Annotated in this window: 12 protein-coding genes; 5 read left to right on the top strand and 7 right to left on the bottom strand. The window is 71.7% G+C overall.

Annotation, left to right across the window (positions count from 1 at the left end):
* The first annotated feature begins 147 nt into the window (after positions 1–147).
* Positions 148–2952, top strand: a complete 2805-nt coding sequence (gene secA / locus ACF09E_RS08355) for a preprotein translocase subunit SecA (protein ID WP_392204411.1) — start codon at positions 148–150, stop codon at positions 2950–2952.
* Positions 2953–3021: 69 nt separating this feature from the next.
* Here secA and ACF09E_RS08350 read toward each other — a convergent pair whose 3' ends face one another.
* Positions 3022–3504: an Rv3235 family protein gene (locus ACF09E_RS08350; protein ID WP_388798170.1), complete on the bottom strand. Its 483-nt coding sequence runs from the start codon at positions 3502–3504 to the stop codon at positions 3022–3024.
* 276 nt (positions 3505–3780) lie between these two features.
* On the opposite strand from ACF09E_RS08350, the gene ACF09E_RS08345 reads away from it, so the two are divergent.
* Both ACF09E_RS08345 and ACF09E_RS08340 read left to right on the top strand, forming a co-directional pair.
* Positions 3781–4287 carry a DUF6912 family protein gene (locus ACF09E_RS08345; protein WP_392204410.1) on the top strand — a complete coding sequence of 169 codons (507 nt, stop codon included), beginning with the start codon at positions 3781–3783 and terminating at the stop codon, positions 4285–4287.
* Positions 4288–4365: 78 nt separating this feature from the next.
* On the top strand, positions 4366–5037 hold the full coding sequence (locus ACF09E_RS08340; RefSeq protein WP_388798176.1) for an HAD family hydrolase: 672 nt from the start codon (positions 4366–4368) through the stop codon (positions 5035–5037).
* Positions 5038–5083: 46 nt separating this feature from the next.
* On the opposite strand, the gene ACF09E_RS08335 is transcribed toward ACF09E_RS08340, so the two are convergent.
* Entirely contained in the window at positions 5084–5638 is a 555-nt protein-coding gene (locus tag ACF09E_RS08335; protein ID WP_030324431.1) for a DJ-1/PfpI family protein, read from the bottom strand.
* Between the two features lie 434 nt (positions 5639–6072).
* Between ACF09E_RS08335 and ACF09E_RS08330 the strand changes: the two genes are divergently transcribed.
* The gene (locus ACF09E_RS08330) at positions 6073–11046 is read left to right on the top strand and encodes an NAD-glutamate dehydrogenase (RefSeq protein WP_392204409.1); all 4974 of its coding nucleotides are present in this window, start codon (positions 6073–6075) and stop codon (positions 11044–11046) included.
* Positions 11047–11144: 98 nt separating this feature from the next.
* On the opposite strand, the gene ACF09E_RS08325 is transcribed toward ACF09E_RS08330, so the two are convergent.
* The 3 genes from ACF09E_RS08325 to ACF09E_RS08315 are packed head-to-tail and all read right to left on the bottom strand — an operon-like array spanning position 11145 to position 14294.
* Positions 11145–12449 (bottom strand): glycosyltransferase 87 family protein, encoded by a 1305-nt coding sequence (locus tag ACF09E_RS08325; RefSeq protein WP_392204408.1) that lies wholly within the window; start codon positions 12447–12449, stop codon positions 11145–11147.
* Between the two features lie 26 nt (positions 12450–12475).
* Positions 12476–13309 (bottom strand): ABC transporter ATP-binding protein, encoded by an 834-nt coding sequence (locus ACF09E_RS08320; protein ID WP_392204407.1) that lies wholly within the window; start codon positions 13307–13309, stop codon positions 12476–12478.
* Positions 13302–14294: an ABC transporter permease gene (locus tag ACF09E_RS08315; RefSeq protein ID WP_392204406.1), complete on the bottom strand. Its 993-nt coding sequence runs from the start codon at positions 14292–14294 to the stop codon at positions 13302–13304. The genes ACF09E_RS08320 and ACF09E_RS08315 overlap by 8 nt, the downstream gene beginning before the upstream one ends.
* Before the next feature lie 151 nt (positions 14295–14445).
* Between ACF09E_RS08315 and ACF09E_RS08310 the strand changes: the two genes are divergently transcribed.
* On the top strand, positions 14446–15054 hold the full coding sequence (locus tag ACF09E_RS08310) for a TetR/AcrR family transcriptional regulator (protein WP_392204405.1): 609 nt from the start codon (positions 14446–14448) through the stop codon (positions 15052–15054).
* A 64-nt stretch (positions 15055–15118) separates the two neighbouring features.
* On the opposite strand, the gene ACF09E_RS08305 is transcribed toward ACF09E_RS08310, so the two are convergent.
* Entirely contained in the window at positions 15119–16036 is a 918-nt protein-coding gene (locus ACF09E_RS08305; RefSeq protein WP_392204404.1) for a carbohydrate ABC transporter permease, read from the bottom strand.
* Complete coding sequence (locus ACF09E_RS08300; protein WP_392204403.1) at positions 16033–17502, bottom strand: carbohydrate ABC transporter permease; 1470 nt, start codon at positions 17500–17502, stop codon at positions 16033–16035. Before ACF09E_RS08300 ends, ACF09E_RS08305 begins: the two co-directional genes overlap by 4 nt.
* Positions 17503–17504: the final 2 nt, after the last annotated feature.

The following is a 17504-nucleotide window of genomic DNA, read 5'->3' as shown; positions in this document are numbered from 1 at the left end:
GGCGTACGGCTCCGGCACTGTGGGCCTCCCTTCGCGAGGGCGGTCTCGCTTACGATGGCCGTTGCGGTGGGGACCACCTGCCGTGCCCGCGCTCGCGTCCATGACAAGACCCAGTGCCAGGCCCGACCGGCAAGGAGACCAGCCTCAGTGTCCGTCTTCAACAAGCTCATGCGTGCAGGCGAAGGAAAGATCCTGCGCAAACTGCACCGCATCGCGGACCAGGTCAACTCCATCGAAGAGGACTTCGTCAACCTCTCCGACGCCGAGTTGCGGGCGCTCACCGATGAGTACAAGCAGCGGTACGCCGACGGCGAGAGCCTCGACGACCTGATGCCCGAGGCCTTCGCGACGGTGCGCGAGGCCGCGAAGCGCGTCCTCGGTCAGCGCCACTACGACGTCCAGCTGATGGGCGGCGCCGCGCTCCACCTCGGCTACGTCGCCGAGATGAAGACCGGTGAGGGCAAGACCCTCGTCGGCACCCTCCCGGCGTACCTCAACGCGCTCTCCGGCAAGGGCGTGCACCTGATCACGGTCAACGACTACCTGGCCGAGCGCGACTCCGAGCTCATGGGCCGGGTGCACCGCTTCCTGGGTCTGTCGATCGGCTGCATCCTCGCCAACATGACGCCGGCCCAGCGCCGTGAGCAGTACAACTGCGACATCACGTACGGCACGAACAACGAGTTCGGCTTCGACTACCTCCGCGACAACATGGCGTGGTCCAAGGACGAGCTCGTCCAGCGCGGCCACAACTTCGCCTGTGTCGACGAGGTCGACTCCATCCTCGTCGACGAGGCCCGTACGCCGCTGATCATCTCCGGCCCGGCCGACCAGGCGACGAAGTGGTACGGCGACTTCGCCAAGCTCGTCACCCGCCTGTCCAAGGGGGAGCCGGGCAACCAGCTCAAGGGCATCGAGGAGACCGGCGACTACGAGGTCGACGAGAAGAAGCGCACCGTCGCCATCCACGAGGCCGGTGTCGCCAAGGTCGAGGACTGGCTCGGCATCGACAACCTCTACGAGTCGGTGAACACCCCGCTCGTCGGGTACCTGAACAACGCCATCAAGGCGAAGGAACTGTTCAAGAAGGACAAGGACTACGTCGTCATGGACGGCGAAGTCATGATCGTCGACGAGCACACCGGTCGTATCCTCGCCGGTCGCCGCTACAACGAGGGCATGCACCAGGCGATCGAGGCGAAGGAGGGGGTGGCGATCAAGGACGAGAACCAGACCCTCGCCACGATCACCCTGCAGAACTTCTTCCTCCTGTACTCGAAGCTCTCCGGCATGACCGGTACGGCCATGACCGAGGCCGCCGAGTTCCACCAGATCTACAAGCTGGGCGTCGTCCCGATCCCGACGAACAGGCCGATGATCCGCAAGGACCAGTCCGACCTGATCTACCGGACCGAGGTGGCGAAGTTCGCCGCCGTCGTCGACGACATCGCGGAGAAGCACGAGAAGGGCCAGCCGATCCTGGTCGGCACGACCTCCGTCGAGAAGTCCGAGTACCTCTCGCAGCAGCTCTCCAAGCGCGGTGTCCAGCACGAGGTGCTCAACGCCAAGCACCACGACCGCGAGGCGAGCATCGTCGCCCAGGCCGGCCGCCGCGGCGCCGTCACCGTCGCCACGAACATGGCCGGTCGAGGCACCGACATCAAGCTCGGCGGCAACCCGGACGACCTCGCCGAGGCGGAGCTCCGCCAGGCGGGCCTCGACCCGGTCGACCACGTCGAGGAGTGGGCCGCGGCCCTCCCCGGTGCCCTGGAGCGCGCCGGGAAGGCCGTGAAGGCGGAGTTCGAGGAGGTCAAGGACCTCGGCGGGCTGTACGTGCTCGGCACCGAGCGCCACGAGTCGCGGCGCATCGACAACCAGCTGCGCGGTCGTTCCGGCCGTCAGGGCGACCCGGGCGAGTCCCGCTTCTACCTCTCGCTGGGCGACGACCTGATGCGTCTGTTCAAGGCGCAGATGGTCGAGCGCGTGATGGCCATGGCCAACGTTCCGGACGACGTGCCGATCGAGAACAAGATGGTCACCCGGGCCATCGCCTCCGCGCAGTCGCAGGTCGAGACGCAGAACTTCGAGACCCGCAAGAACGTCCTCAAGTACGACGACGTGCTCAACCGGCAGCGCCAGGTCATCTACGGCGAGCGCCGCCGCGTCCTGGAGGGCGAGGACCTGCACGAGCAGATCCAGCACTTCATGGACGACACGATCGACGACTACATCCGCCAGGAGACCGCCGAGGGCTTCGCGGAGGAGTGGGACCTCGACCGCCTGTGGAACGCCTTCAAGCAGCTCTACCCGGTGAAGGTCACCGTGGAGGAGCTGGAGGACGCGGCCGGGGACCGGGCGGGCATCACCGCCGAGTTCATCGCCGAGTCCATCAAGGACGACATCCACGAGCAGTACGACTCGCGGGAGAAGCAGCTCGGCTCGGACATCATGCGTGAGCTGGAGCGCCGGGTGGTCCTCTCCGTGCTGGACCGCAAGTGGCGCGAGCACCTCTACGAGATGGACTACCTCCAGGAGGGCATCGGCCTGCGCGCCATGGCGCAGAAGGACCCGCTGGTCGAGTACCAGCGCGAGGGCTTCGACATGTTCACCGCCATGATGGAGGGCATCAAGGAGGAGTCCGTCGGCTACCTGTTCAACCTGGAGGTCCAGGTCGAGCAGCAGGTCGAGGAGGTCCCGGTGCAGGCGGGCGGTCCGTCGCTCGACAAGCAGGACGCGGTGCCGGCCGGCGCCGGACGTCCGGAGATCCGCGCCAAGGGCCTCGACGCCCCGCAGCGTCCGGACCGGCTGCACTTCTCCGCCCCGACGGTGGACGGCGACGGCGGCGTCGTCGAGGGCGACTTCGCCTCGGAGGACTCCGGTGACGGGATGACGCGGGCGGAGCGCCGCAAGGCCCAGAAGAACGCGGGCGGCGGGCGTCGCCGCAAGAAGTGACGCGGTGCCGCTGACGCGGTGAGCAGTTCGACGAGGGGTCGGTCGCCCGGTGGGCGGCCGGCCCCTTTGTCATGCCGGCCGGGGTGCGGAGGGCGCCGCGGGGCGGGGCGGGGTGCCCAGGCCGTCGAGCTCCACCGCGGCGCAGCGCCAGCGCAGGTCCTCGCCGCGCTCCAGCCGGAAGGCCATGGCCCGGACGCGGGCGCCGGTGGCGATGCTGGCGAAGGCCTCCACGGCCGACCGGTCCTCGTCCACCTGGACGGAGCAGCGGCGCAGGACCGGGCGCGGGCCGAGGGAGCGCAGGGGGGTTCCGGGGGCGATCCGGACGAGCTGTTCGTAGGCCTCGCCGACGGTGTGGCCGAGCATCCAGTGGACCGGGCGTTCGCCGCTGAGCACGGCGAGGAGGCGTTCGGCGAAGACGGTGTGCGGGGGCAGGGCGCGGGGGCGGGCACCGCGGGGGCGGGTGCCCGCCGGGCCGCGGGGGCGGGTGCCCGCGGGGCCGCCGGGCGCCCTGCGGGGGCGCGGGGTGCCGGTCGTGGTGAGGGTGGTGGTCATGGGCCTGCCCCTGTCGTCGCGTCACCGAGTGGTACCGGTCAGTAACTTTCTGTAGGGGATCTTGTACGGGCGGGCTCGGAGGGGCCGCAAGCGGCCCGCGGCGGCCCGGCGGCCCGGCGGCGGAATCACCTATCCGGGTGACGCGACGGAAAATCGGCTCCCGGGGGTCCCGAGGGCGGCTCTCCGGGATGGACGTACGCCCCTGTCGGCCGGCCACCCCGAAGGGGGACTCCGCACGTATCCTGAGGGCCTCTCCGTCTACGAAAGCGGCCAGCCATGCGCGTGTACGTCCCCCTGACCCTCCCCGGTCTCGCACAGGCGCACAAGGCGGGCGAGCTGGGCCCCGGTCCGCTGACCGCCTACGCCGTCACCCCCGCCCTGCGCGAGTGGTACGTCTCCGACGACATCGAGGAGCTGGAGTACGCGGCGCTCAACCGGGCCGCGTCCGCCTCCCTGCGGCTGCTCGCCGGCGATCCGGAGGCCCCCCGGCGCCGGATCGTCGTCGCCGTCGACGTCGCGGACAAGGACGCCGCCACCGCCTCCGAGGGGCCGCTCACCGTCGACTCCATCGGCGAGGTCCGGATCGCCGGGCCCGTCCGGCTCGCCAAGGCCGCGGCCGTCCACGCGGACGCCGACGACGCGACGGCGGACGTGACGGCGGCGGCGGACGCCCTGGACGCGGCGGACCGCGGCGACGACGACGCGCAGTTCGTCGTCGACGGGGCCGAGGACCACGAACTGCTCTGGTTCGGGGTGCAGGAGATCCCCGCGCTGCTGGGCTGACGCCCGGGTCCGCCCGCCGGATCCGGCGGGCCCGAGCCCCCGGGTCTGGCTGTCGGTGGCGGCGGGTACCGTCTTTCCATGGGGAAGCACGACGGCTTGCGCGGCAAGCACCTGGTCTGGGACTGGAACGGCACACTGCTCGACGACATCACCGCGGTGATCGGCGCGACCAACGCGGCCTTCGCCGAGCTGGGACTCGAACCGATCACGCTGGAGCGGTACCGCGAGCTGTACACCGTGCCGGTGCCCAAGTTCTACGAGCGGCTCATGGGGCGGTTGCCCACCGACGCCGAGTGGTCCCTCATGGACGGGGTCTTCCACCGGCACTACTGGGCGCGGGCCGAGGGATGCGGGCTGACCTCCGGCGCGGCGGAGCTGCTCGCGGCGCGTCAGGCGTCCGGGTTCACCCAGTCACTGCTGTCGCTCGCGCCGCACGCGGACCTCGTGCCGCTGGTCCACCGGTACGGGATCGCGGACCGGTTCGTCCGGATGGACGGCCGGATCGACGCGTCCACGGACGGCAAGTCGGGGCACATGGTGCGGCACCTCGCGGCGCTGGAGGGCGTCTCGGCCGACCGGGTCGTCGTCATCGGCGACGCCGCGGACGACGCCCTCGCGGCGGCGCACGTCGGGGCCCGGGCCGTGCTCTACACCGGCGGCTCGCACAGCCGGGCCTCGCTGGAGCGCGTCGGCGTCCCGGTGGTGGACTCGCTCGCGGAGGCCGTGGCCGTGGCGGAGGAGCTGGTCTGACGGACCGGTCCGGCGGCGGGGCCGCGCCCCGCCGCCGGAGCGGGTGTCAGGCCTTGGCCCGCAGCACCTTGAGGAACTCGCGCATCCAGGTCGGGTGGTCCGGCCACGCGCGGGAGGAGACCAGGAGGCCGTCCACCACCGCCGCGCTGTCCTGGAAGGTCGCACCGGCCGCCTGCATGTCCAGCTCCAGGGCCGGGTAGGCGGTGACCCGGCGGCCCTCCAGACCGCCGACCGCGGCCGTCAGGAGCGGCCCGTGGCAGATCTGGGCCACCGGCTTGTCCGCGTCGAAGAAGGCCTTGAGGATCTTGCGGAGCTCCGGGTCGTTGCGCAGGTACTCCGGCGCCCGTCCGCCCGGGATCACCACCGCCGCGTACGCGCCCGGATCGACCTCGGAGAAGGCCAGGTCCGCGGGCCAGGTGTAGCCGGGCTTCTCGGTGTACGTGTCGAAGCCCGGCTCGAAGTCGTGGACGACGAAGCGGAGCTGCTTGCGGGCCGGAGCCGCGATGTCGACCTCGTACCCCTCTTCGAGCAGCCGCTGGTAGGGGTACATGACCTCCAGCGACTCCGCCGCGTCCCCGGTCACGATCAGGATCTTCGCCATGGCTCTCCCAAGACAGAGATGGTCGGTCTGCCGTGCTGCGCCCATGCTCGCGTACACGCTGCCCGCGGCGGGACGCTTTGCCAAGAGGACATGTGTCGCTGTCCATAACGTCAAACTTCCACCCCCTCTTTTGTACACATACGGCTCATGACGGGTCGGGGGTCGGGGGCGATAGGCTTTTCCCGTGATCAGCGCGATACGCCGAGGGGGCAGTGAAGCCCCCGGCTGCCGCCCGGTCCGCGACAGCGGCCGGGCCGACCGTGCGTTCGCCGATCCTCTCCGTCCGGGCGCGCCGCTCTCCGTGGCCGATAACGACCCGGGCATCTCTCATTCGGGCATAGCGTCGTCTTCGACCGGAAACACCGCGTCGAGGCGTCGCTCTGTCCTTTCTTCCACCGACGTCACGCAACGGCGCGCGACAGGAGTCAGAGGACATGCAGACCAAGCTGGACGAAGCCAAGGCCGAGCTGCTCGAAAAGGCCGCTCGGGTAGCTGAGCACAGCCCGGTCGGGGGGCGACTTCCGACGGGCCCGGAGGGTGCCGGGAAGCGCCCGGACCGGGACACCGTGCTCGAGTACCTCCAGCGCTACTACCTGCACACCGCCCCGGAGGACCTCGGCGACCGGGACCCGGTCGACGTGTTCGGTGCGGCGCTCTCTCACTACCGCCTCGCGGAGAACCGCCCGCAGGGCACGGCGAACGTGCGCGTCCACACCCCGACGGTCGAGGAGAACGGCTGGACGAGCAGCCACTCCGTCGTCGAGGTCGTCACCGACGACATGCCGTTCCTCGTGGACTCGGTCACCAACGAGCTCTCGCGCCAGGGCCGCGGCATCCACGTCGTGATCCACCCGCAGGTCCTCGTCCGCCGTGACCTCACGGGCCGCCTCATCGAGGTCCTGTCGGCGCAGATCGAGGGCGAGCTGCCGCACGACGCGCTCACCGAGTCCTGGATCCACGTCGAGATCGACCGCGAGACCGACCGCGCCGACCTCAAGCAGATCACCTCCGACCTGCTGCGCGTCCTGTCCGACGTCCGCGAGACGGTCGAGGACTGGGAGAAGATGCGCGACGCCGCCCTGCGGATCGCCGAAGGCCTCCCGGACGAGCCCACCGCCTCCGACCTGCGTCCGACCGAGGTGGAGGAGGCCCGCGAGCTGCTGCGCTGGCTCGCCGACGACCACTTCACCTTCCTCGGCTACCGCGAGTACCAGCTGCTCGACGGCGACGCCCTGTCCGCCGTCCCCGGCACCGGTCTCGGCATCCTGCGCTCCGACCCGCAGCACGCGGGCGACGACGAGGGCCACCACGCCCACCCCGTCTCGCCCTCCTTCAGCCGCCTGCCCGAGGACGTCCGCGCCAAGGCGCGCGAGCACAAGCTGCTGATCCTGACGAAGGCCAACAGCCGCTCGACCGTGCACCGCCCCTCGTACCTCGACTACGTCGGGGTGAAGAAGTTCGACGCCGACGGCAACGTCGTCGGTGAGCGCCGCTTCCTCGGCCTGTTCTCCTCGGCCGCCTACACCGAGTCCGTGCGCCGCGTCCCCGTCGTCAAGCGCAAGGTCCAGGAGGTCCTGGCGGGCGCGGGCTTCTCGCCCAACAGCCACGACGGCCGCGACCTGCTCCAGATCCTGGAGACCTACCCGCGCGACGAGCTCTTCCAGACCCCGGCCGACCAGCTCCGGTCCGTCGTCACCAGCGTCCTCTACCTGCAGGAACGCCGCCGGCTGCGGCTGTACCTGCGCCAGGACGAGTACGGCCGCTACTACTCGGCCCTCGTCTACCTGCCGCGCGACCGCTACACGACCCGCGTCCGGCTGCGGATCATCGACATCCTCAAGGAGGAGCTCGGCGGCACCAGCGTCGACTTCACCGCCTGGAACACCGAGTCGATCCTGTCCCGGCTGCACTTCGTCGTCCGCGTCCAGCCCGGCACCGAGCTGGCCAAGCTCACCGACGCCGACGTCGACCGCATCGAGGCCCGGCTCGTCGAGGCCGCCCGCTCCTGGTCCGACGGCTTCGCCGAGGCCCTCAACGCCGAGTGCGGCGAGGAGCGCGCCGCGGAGCTGCTCCGCCGCTACGGCAACGCCTTCCCCGAGGGCTACAAGGCCGACCACTCGCCGCGCGCGGCCGTCGCGGACCTGGGCCACCTGGAGGCCCTCATCCGGACCGAGGGCGGCAAGGACTTCGCGCTGTCGCTCTACGAGCCGGTCGGCGCGGGCCCCGGCGAGCGCCGCTTCAAGATCTACACGACGGGCGACCCGATCTCCCTCTCCGCCGTCCTCCCGGTGCTCAACCGGCTCGGCGTCGAGGTGACCGACGAGCGTCCGTACGAGCTGCGCTGCGCCGACCGCACCCACGCCTGGGTCTACGACTTCGGCCTGCGGATGCCCGTCACGACCGGCAACGGCGGCGACTACCTCGGCGACGACGCCCGCGGGCGCTTCCAGGAGGCCTTCGCCGCCACCTGGACCGGCCAGGCCGAGAACGACAACTTCAACTCGCTCGTCCTCTCCGCCGGGCTCACCTGGCGCGAGGCCATGGTGCTGCGCGCCTACGCCAAGTACCTGCGCCAGGCCGGTGCGACCTTCAGCCAGGACTACATGGAGGACACCCTCCGCAACAACGTCCACACCACCCGGCTGCTGGTCAACCTCTTCGAGGCCCGGATGGCCCCGGAGCGCCAGCGCGCCGGCACCGAGCTGATCGACGCCCTCCTGGAGGAGCTGGACGCCGCTCTCGACCAGGTCGCGAGCCTGGACGAGGACCGGATCCTGCGGTCCTTCCTGACCGTCATCAAGGCCACCCTGCGGACGAACTTCTTCCAGAAGACCGTCGACGGCTCCCCGCACTCCTACGTGTCGATGAAGTTCGACCCGCAGGCCATCCCGGACCTGCCGGCGCCCCGCCCGGCCTTCGAGATCTGGGTGTACTCCCCGCGCGTCGAGGGCGTCCACCTGCGCTTCGGCAAGGTCGCCCGAGGCGGCCTGCGCTGGTCCGACCGCCGTGAGGACTTCCGTACGGAGATCCTCGGCCTGGTCAAGGCGCAGATGGTGAAGAACACCGTCATCGTGCCCGTCGGCGCCAAGGGCGGCTTCGTCGCCAAGCAGCTCCCGGACCCGTCCGTGGACCGCGACGCCTGGCTGGCCGAAGGCGTCGCCTCGTACAAGACCTTCATCTCGGCGCTGCTCGACATCACCGACAACCTGGTCGCGGGCGAGGTCGTGCCGCCGGTCGACGTGGTCCGCCACGACGAGGACGACACCTACCTGGTGGTCGCCGCCGACAAGGGCACCGCGACCTTCTCCGACATCGCCAACGGGGTCGCCGAGGCGTACGGCTTCTGGCTCGGCGACGCGTTCGCCTCCGGCGGCTCCGCCGGCTACGACCACAAGGGCATGGGCATCACCGCCCGCGGCGCCTGGGAGTCCGTCAAGCGGCACTTCCGCGAGCTCGGCCACGACACCCAGACCGAGGACTTCACGGTCGTCGGCGTCGGCGACATGTCCGGCGACGTCTTCGGCAACGGCATGCTGCTCTCCGAGCACATCCGGCTCGTCGCGGCCTTCGACCACCGGCACATCTTCCTCGACCCGAACCCGGACGCGGCCGTCTCGTACGCCGAGCGCCGCCGCCTCTTCGAGCTGCCCCGCTCGTCCTGGGCCGACTACGACACCTCGCTGCTCTCCGCCGGCGGTGGCATCCACCCCCGCAGCGCCAAGTCGATCCCGGTCAACGCACAGGTCAGGGCCGCCCTCGGCATCGAGGACGGGATCACCAAGATGACCCCGGCCGAGCTGATGAAGGCCGTGCTCCACGCGCCCGTCGACCTGCTGTGGAACGGCGGCATCGGCACGTACGTCAAGTCCTCGGCCGAGTCCAACGCCGACGTCGGCGACAAGGCCAACGACGCCATCCGCGTCGACGGCCAGGACGTCCGCGCCCAGGTGATCGGCGAGGGCGGCAACCTCGGCGCGACCCAGCTGGGCCGCATCGAGTTCGCCCGCAGCGGCGGACCCGGGGGCGAGGGCGGCAAGGTCAACACCGACGCGATCGACAACAGCGCCGGCGTGGACACCTCCGACCACGAGGTCAACATCAAGATCCTGCTCAACGGGCTCGTCGCCGAGGGCGACATGACCGTCAAGCAGCGCAACAAGATCCTTGCGGAGATGACCGACGAGGTCGGCACGCTCGTGCTGCGCAACAACTACGCGCAGAACACGGCCCTCGCCAACGCCGTCGCCCAGTCGCCGTCCCTGCTCCACGCCCACCAGCGCTTCATGCGCCGCCTGGGCCGCGACGGGGCCCTCGACCGCTCCCTGGAGTTCCTGCCCAACGACCGGCAGATCCGCGAGCTGCTCAACAACGGCCGCGGCCTGAGCCAGCCGGAGCTCGCCGTCCTCCTCGCGTACACCAAGATCACGGTGGCCGACGAGCTGATCGGCACGGAGCTGCCGGACGACCCGTACCTGCGCGGGCTGCTCCACGCGTACTTCCCGACGCTGCTGCGCGAGAAGTTCACCGAGGCCGTCGACAGCCACCCGCTGCGCCGCGAGATCATCACCACCGTCCTGGTCAACGACACCGTCAACGGCGGCGGCTCGACCTTCCTGCACCGCCTCCGCGAGGAGACCGGCGCGTCGATCGAGGAGATCGTCCGGGCGCAGACCGCGGCCCGTGTCGTCTTCCGCCTCGGGCAGGTCTGGGACGCCGTCGAGGCCCTCGACAACCAGGTGCCGGCCGACGTCCAGACCCGGATGCGGCTGCACTCCCGCCGGCTGGTCGAGCGCGGCACGCGCTGGCTGCTCAACAACCGTCCCCAGCCGCTCCAGCTCACCGAGACCATCGAGTTCTTCGCCGAGCGCGTCGAGCAGGTCTGGGCGCAGCTGCCGAACCTGCTGCGCGGCGCGGACCTGGAGTGGTACCAGTCGATCGTGGAGGAGCTGACCGAGGTCGGCGTGCCGGAGGAGCTCGCGCTGCGGGTGGCCGGCTTCTCCTCCGCCTTCCCGATCCTCGACATCGTGGGGATCGCGGACCGCACGGGCAAGGACCCGCTGGCGGTGGCCGAGGTCTACTACGACCTGGCCGACCGGCTGCGGATCACCGACCTGATGGACCGGATCATCGAGCTGCCGCGCGACGACCGGTGGCAGTCGATGGCCCGTGCGTCCATCCGCGAGGACCTGTTCGCGGCGCACGCGGCGCTGACCGCGGACGTCCTCGCGGCCGGGGACGGCGCGTCCAGCCCGGAGCAGCGGTTCAAGGACTGGGAGGAGAAGAACGCGGCGATCCTGGGCCGCGCGCGGACGACCCTGGAGGAGATCCAGGGATCGGACACCTTCGACCTGGCGAACCTGTCGGTGGCGATGCGGACCATGCGCACGCTCCTGCGGACGCACGCCTAGCCGCCCGGCGGCCCGGTCTCGACCGGCCGCCCGGCCGCTCGTGAGGAAGGGCCCCGCCGGATCTCCGGCGGGGCCCTTCCCGTGTCCTGAGCGGCGTCCTACGCCGTCTCCTCCGGGGGGCCCGGCACGGTCGACGTCCACAGGCGGCGGGCGGCGAGGGCGGTCGCCGCGAGCAGCAGGCCGTTGCGGAGGCCCATCACCGTCAGCCCCTCCGTGGTGCCGGCGACGACGTGGTCGTACAGCACGGGGTACGCGAGGGAGCTCAGGGCGGCCGCCGGGAGCAGCAGCAGGGCCACCGGGCGCATCACGGTGCTGCGCGAGGTCAGGCAGACGGCGGCGAGGCCGAGCAGCCAGATCATGTACTGGGGGCTGATCACCCGGCTGGTGACGGTGAACAGCAGGACGGCGGTGAGGGCCGCGTCGAACGGGGTGGCGGCGGTCCAGCGGTGGGCCCGGACGCGCCACAGGAGCAGCCAGCCGAAGGCGATGACGGTGAGCAGCAGGGCGAGGTGGCCGAGGGTGGAGACGTACGGGCCGACGTACTCGAAGGCCCCGTACCGGAACTCGACCCGGCCCGGCCAGGCGCCGACGGCTCCCGCGAGCGCGAGGGCCGTCCCGCCGAGGGACTCGATCTGGATGCCGCGGCTGCCCTGCTGGCGCAGGAAGCCGAGGGAGTCGGAGAAGAACAGGGCGAGGGTGGCGAGGAGGACGAGCGCGGTGCCGAGCGCGGCGGTCCAGGCCTCCCGGGTGGTGCGCCCCCGGGGCGTGCCGATGAGGGCGAGCGCGGGCCAGACCTTGACCATCGCGCCGAGGGCGGCGAGCGCCCCGCCGAGCCGGTGGGCGGCGGTCCGGCGGGCGGCGAGCGCGAGCAGCGCGAGGACGGCGAGGGCGGTGCTCTGCACGTCGAGGCGGGCGAGCGGCAGGTGCAGGAGCAGCGGCAGTCCGCAGACCCAGATCCAGGCGCCGTGGGTGAGGCGGGCGCTGTCGGCGCGGGCGAGTGCGGCGGTGACGACCGCGTCGGCCAGCAGGGTGAGGACCGTGAAGGCCTGGACGTACGTCAGCCAGGGGAGGAGGCCCGGCGACATGATCACGAGCCCGGCGCCGGGCGGGTACTGCCAGGTGGCGTCGCCGGGCGGGAAGGTGCCCTGGGCGAACTGCGCGTACCAGTAGCGGTAGAGCTCCACCTCGCGGCCGACGCCCCCGATGCCGAGGGTGTCGCGGAGGAGCAGCAGCACCATGCCGACGCGGGTGATCAGCCAGACGGAGGCGACGGCGAGGGAGGGGCCGCGGCCGACCGTGACGAAGGTGGCGGAGGTGAAGGTGTCCGAGTCGAAGGGGGACCCGGTGAGCCGGGGCGGCTCGGCGCGGGTCCCTTGCGGCGGCGGGGGGTGATCGGTCGTCATCCCTCCATACTGTAGCCCTTTATGTCTTATTTGCCCCTTTGTCCCGTCCCGGTTCCGGCTGCTTTCGCGGTGAACTCCTCGTACGCCGCCACGACCTCCCCGGCCGGGCCGTCCATCCGCAGGACGCCGTGCTCCAGCCACAGCGCCCGCTCGCAGGTCTCCGTGATCGTCGAGTGCGAGTGGCTGACCAGGAAGACCGTCCCGGCCTCCGCGCGCAGCTCGTCGATCCGCTGCCGGCTCCGGCGGCGGAAGCGGGCGTCGCCGGTGGACAGGGCCTCGTCGATGAGCAGGACGTCATGGCTCTTCGCGGCGGCGATGGAGAAGCGGAGCCTGGCCCCCATGCCGGAGGAGTACGTCCCCATGGGGCGGGAGATCGCGTCGTCCTTCTCGTTGATGCCGGAGAAGTCCACGATCTCGTCGTAGCGCGCGTGGACCTCCGTGCGGCTCATGCCCATCGCGAGACCGCCCAGGATGACGTTCCGCTCGCCGGTGAGGTCGTTCATGAGGGCCGCGTTGACGCCGAGCAGCGAGGGCTGCCCGTCGGTGTACACCCGGCCCCGCTCGACGGGCTGGAGGCCCGCGACGGCCTTCAGGAGGGTCGATTTCCCAGATCCGTTCGAACCGATCAGGCCAATTGCCTCGCCCCGGCGCGCGACGAAGCTGACGCCCCGGACGGCGTGGACCCGGGTCCCGGCCGGCGTCCTCCCGCCGCGCCGGAGCATCCGGCCCAGCGCGGCCGTCGCCGCGCCGCGGCCGCCCGGACCGCCGCCGTTGACGGTGTAGGTGACGTGCACTCCGTCGACCACGACGGTGGGCGCGGGCAGGGGTGCGGGTGCGGGGGTGTTCTGCGGGTCAGCCACGGCCGTACGTCTCCTCCGCCTTCCAGAACCACACGAAACCGCCGGCGAAGGCGACCAGGGCCCAGCCGACGGCGAGCGCCCAGACGTGCGGCGGCAGCTGCGCCGAGGTGTAGCTCTCGATCAGCGCGAAGCGCATCAGGTCGATGTAGACCGCCGCCGGGTTGCACTGGAGGGCGAGCGCCACCCCGTCGGGGAAGCGCCCGCTGCTCGCCAGGTTCTGGATCGACCACATCGCGCCCGAGGCGTACATCCAGGTCCGTAGCACGAAGGGCATCAGCTGCGAGATGTCCGGCGTGCGGGCCGCGAGCCGGGCGAGGACCAGCGCGACGCCGGTGTTGAACAGGGCCTGGCAGAGCAGTGCGGGGACCGCGAGGAACCAGCTCCAGGTGGGGAACTGGCCGAGCCCGAACAGGATCATGACCAGGGCGGCCAGTGAGAGCAGCAACTGCTGGAGCTGCTGGAGCGACAGGGAGATCGGCAGGCTCGCCCGGGGGAAGTGCAGGGCGCGGACCAGGCCCAGGTTGCCGCTGATGGCCCGGGTGCCGGCCAGGATCGTGTTCGAGGTGAAGGTCCACACGAAGATGCCCGTGATCAGGAAGGGCACGTAGTCGGCGACCCCGGCCTTGGCGTCCATGAGGACGCCGAAGATCAGGTAGTAGACGGCCGCGTTGAGCAGCGGGGTCATCACCTGCCAGACCTGGCCGAGGCGCGCCTGGCTGTACTGCGCCGTCAGGCGGGCGGTCGCGAAGGCGGCGATGAAGTCGCGGCGGGACCAGATCTGCCGGGCGTAGGCCGCCAGTGAGGGGCGGGCGCCACTGACGGTGAGGCCGTGGCGGCGGGCGAGCTCGCCCAGGTCCTCCAGGGTGGCCGCCGGGGGCGGGCTCGCCCGGGGTGGGGGCGCTGTCCGCGGGGTCGCCCCCGGCGGGGGCGTCGTCCGCGGAGGCGGCGGGTTCGGCGGGGGAGGGGTGAGCGTCTGGGGGGTCACGGCGGGGCGCTTTCGACGAAGGGTGCGGGCAGCCTCGGCGATGGAACGGGTCCGTATCGTCGCTACGGGGAGAGTAGGACGCTCCAGCGTCGCAACGCAACCGTATCGTCGTGACGGCCTCGGGGCGTCGCCGCCGGTTAGGATGCCGTTCATGACCGATCCGACGCCCCGCCGCGCCCCCGCCGGAGCCGCCGTACTCCGTGAGGACGTGACCGAGGCCATCCGCGCCGCCGTCTTCGAGGAGCTCGCGGCCGTCGGCTTCGCCCGGATGTCCATCGAGGGCATCGCGCGCCGCGCGGGCGTCGGCAAGACCGCCGTCTACCGGCGGTGGAAGTCCAAGCTCGCCCTCGTCCTCGACCTCGTCGGGGCCTTCGCCGCCCAGGGACTGCCCGCGCCCGCCACCGGTTCCCTGGAAGGGGACGTGCGCGCGCTCCTCCAGGTCGCCTCGCACGCGCTGCGCCACCCCGTCGCCTCGCAGGTCATCCCGGACCTGCTCGTCGAGGCGGCCCGGCAGCCCGAGATCGCCGAGGCCGTCACGGCCGCGCTGCTCGACGGCCAGCAGGGCGTCGTGACCCACATCGTCCGCGAGGCCGTCGAGCGCGGCGAACTCCCCGAGGGCACCGACCCGGGCCGCGCCCTCGACCTGGTCGTCGGTCCCCTCTACTGGCGCCTCGTCGTGGTCCGCACCCCGCTGCCCGCCGGATACGTGGACGATCTGGCGCGGTCGGCGGTGGCGGCGCTCAGGGCCGGAGGCTCCTGAGCGTACGGCCACGTCACCGCGGCCGGGGGCCTGACCGGGCCTCGTGCCGGGGGACTCGGGGCGGCTACTTCACCGCGCCCGCCATCACCCCCGAGGCGAACTGGCGCTGGAAGGCGAAGAAGACCACCAGCGGCACCACCATCGACACGAACGCCCCCGGCGCCAGCACGTCGACGTTGTTCCCGAACTGCCGCACCTGCTGCTGGAGCGCCACCGTGATCGGCGGCGACTGCGAGTCCGCGAAGACCAGCGCGATCAGCATGTCGTTCCACACCCACAGGAACTGGAAGATCCCCAGCGAGGCGATCGCCGGACCGCCGAGCGGCAGCACCACCCGGGTGAAGAGGCGCACCTCGCCGGCCCCGTCGAGCCGTGCGGCCTCCAGGAGCTCGCGCGGGATCTCCGCGAAGAAGTTCCGCAGCAGGAAGATCGCGAACGGCAGGCCGAAGGCCGTGTGGAAGAGCACCACGCCGGCCGTCGTCTCGAAGAGCCCGACCGCGCCGAAGAGCTTCGACACCGGGACGAGCGCCACCTGCACCGGGACCACAAGCAGCGCGACCACCCCGAGGAACCACCAGTCCCTGCCGGGGAAGTCGAGCCAGGCGAAGGCGTACCCGGCGAAGGAGCCGAGGAGCAGGACGAGCAGCGTGGACGGGACGGTGATCAGGACCGTGGAGAGCAGCGAGTCGGTGATCGTCTCGTTCGCGAGGAGCCGGGTGTAGTTCTCGGTGGTCAGCTGGGCCGGGGCCGTGAGCACCTGCCACCAGCCGGTCGCCGCGATGTCGGAGGGCGAGCGGAGCGAGGAGAGCAGCAGCCCGACGGTCGGCAGCAGCCAGAAGAGCCCGGTCAGCACGAGGAACACCCGGACCGCGCCCCCGGCGGCCCGGGCGGCGGCCCGCGCCGCGAGCGACCGGGGGGCCGGGGAGCCCGGCGGCGCGGCGGCGCCGGTACGCGCGCGCGTGCGGGGGGCGGAGGAACTCATCGGCGGGCCTCCCGGCGCAGGCGGCGGATGTTGAGGACCATCACCGGGACCACCAGGAGCAGCAGCAGGACGGCGATGGCCGAGCCGATCCCGAGATCGGCGTCCGTACCGAACGAGGAGCGGTACAGCTGGAGCGCGAGCACGTTGGCGTCGTCCTGGGCGGATCCGGGCGCGATGACGAAGACCAGGTCGAAGACCTTCAGCACGTTGATCATCAGGGTGACGAGCACGACCGCGAGGACCGGCGCGAGCAGCGGCACGGTGATCCGGCGGAACACCTGCCACTCGTTCGCCCCGTCCACCCGCGCGGCCTCCAGGAGTTCGCGCGGGACGGCGGCGAGTCCGGCGCCGATCAGCACCATCGCGAACCCGGCCCACATCCACACGTAGGCGCCGATGACCGCCGGGGTGACCAGCCGGGGACCGAGCCACTCCACGCCGTTGTACTGCTCGCGGAAGTTGCTCGCGGGCAGCCGCAGCACGGCCCCGTCGGCCCGGTCGGCGGGCAGGGTGAAGCTGCCGTCGGCCGCCGCAGTGGTCCGCGCGACCACCGCGCCGTCCCGCACCGCCTCGATCCGCAGACCCGCGAGGCCCCGTTCGGCCGGGTCGACGGCGTTCTGCCGGCCGCCACCGCCCCGGGTGAAGTCCAGCCAGGCGGTTCCGGTGATCGTGTCCGGCGTGCCCCGAACCGTCTCCGGCGCCCGTGCCGGACGGGCCTCCTCCGGCATCCGGCCCGGTGCCACCCCGATCAGCGGAAGCCGTACGGGCTGCCCGGCGCGGACCGGCTCCTTCGTGACGAACGCGCCCCCGCCCGCCGCCTCCAGCGGGTGCACGGGCAGCGGCCGGGCCCGGGGGAAGCCGGACGACTCGGCGAAGGTGTCGTGCACGCCGACCCAGACCGCGTTGGCGACCCCGCGGTCCGGGTCCTGCTCGTAGACCAGCCGGAAGATGATCCCGGCGGCCAGCATCGAGATCGCCATCGGCATGAAGACGACGAGCTTGAACGCCGTCCCCCAGCGCACCCGTTCGGTGAGCACGGCGAAGATCAGCCCGAGGGCGGTCGCGACCACCGGGGCGAAGACCAGCCAGACGACGTTGTTGCGTGCGGCGGTGCGGAGCGAGTCGTCGGTGACCAGGGCGAGGTAGTTGTCGAGGCCGACGAAGGAGGAGCCGGAGCTGTCGAAGAACGAGCGCTGGACCGAGTAGCCGATGGGGTAGACGACGAGCGCGCCGAGCAGGACCAGGGCGGGGAGCAGGAATCCCGCCGCGACCGTCCTGCTCCGGCGGCCGGTCCCGACCGGGGAACCGCTTCGGCGGGCGGTCCCCGACGTGGGCGCGGACTTCTTCCGGCGGCCGGTCCCGGTCGGGGTGTCGCTCGTGGTGCCGGTCCCGGTCGGGGTGTCGCTCGTGATGCCGGTTCCGGTCGGGGTGGCGCTCGTGGTGCCGGGCGTGTCGTGGCTGGGCATGA

Origin of the sequence: Streptomyces sp. NPDC014891, from assembly GCF_043081085.1 — a bacterium.
Lineage (GTDB): Bacteria > Actinomycetota > Actinomycetes > Streptomycetales > Streptomycetaceae > Streptomyces.
The sequence above is the reverse complement of the archived record's forward strand: the minus strand, read 5'-3'. Positions and strand labels throughout refer to the sequence as shown.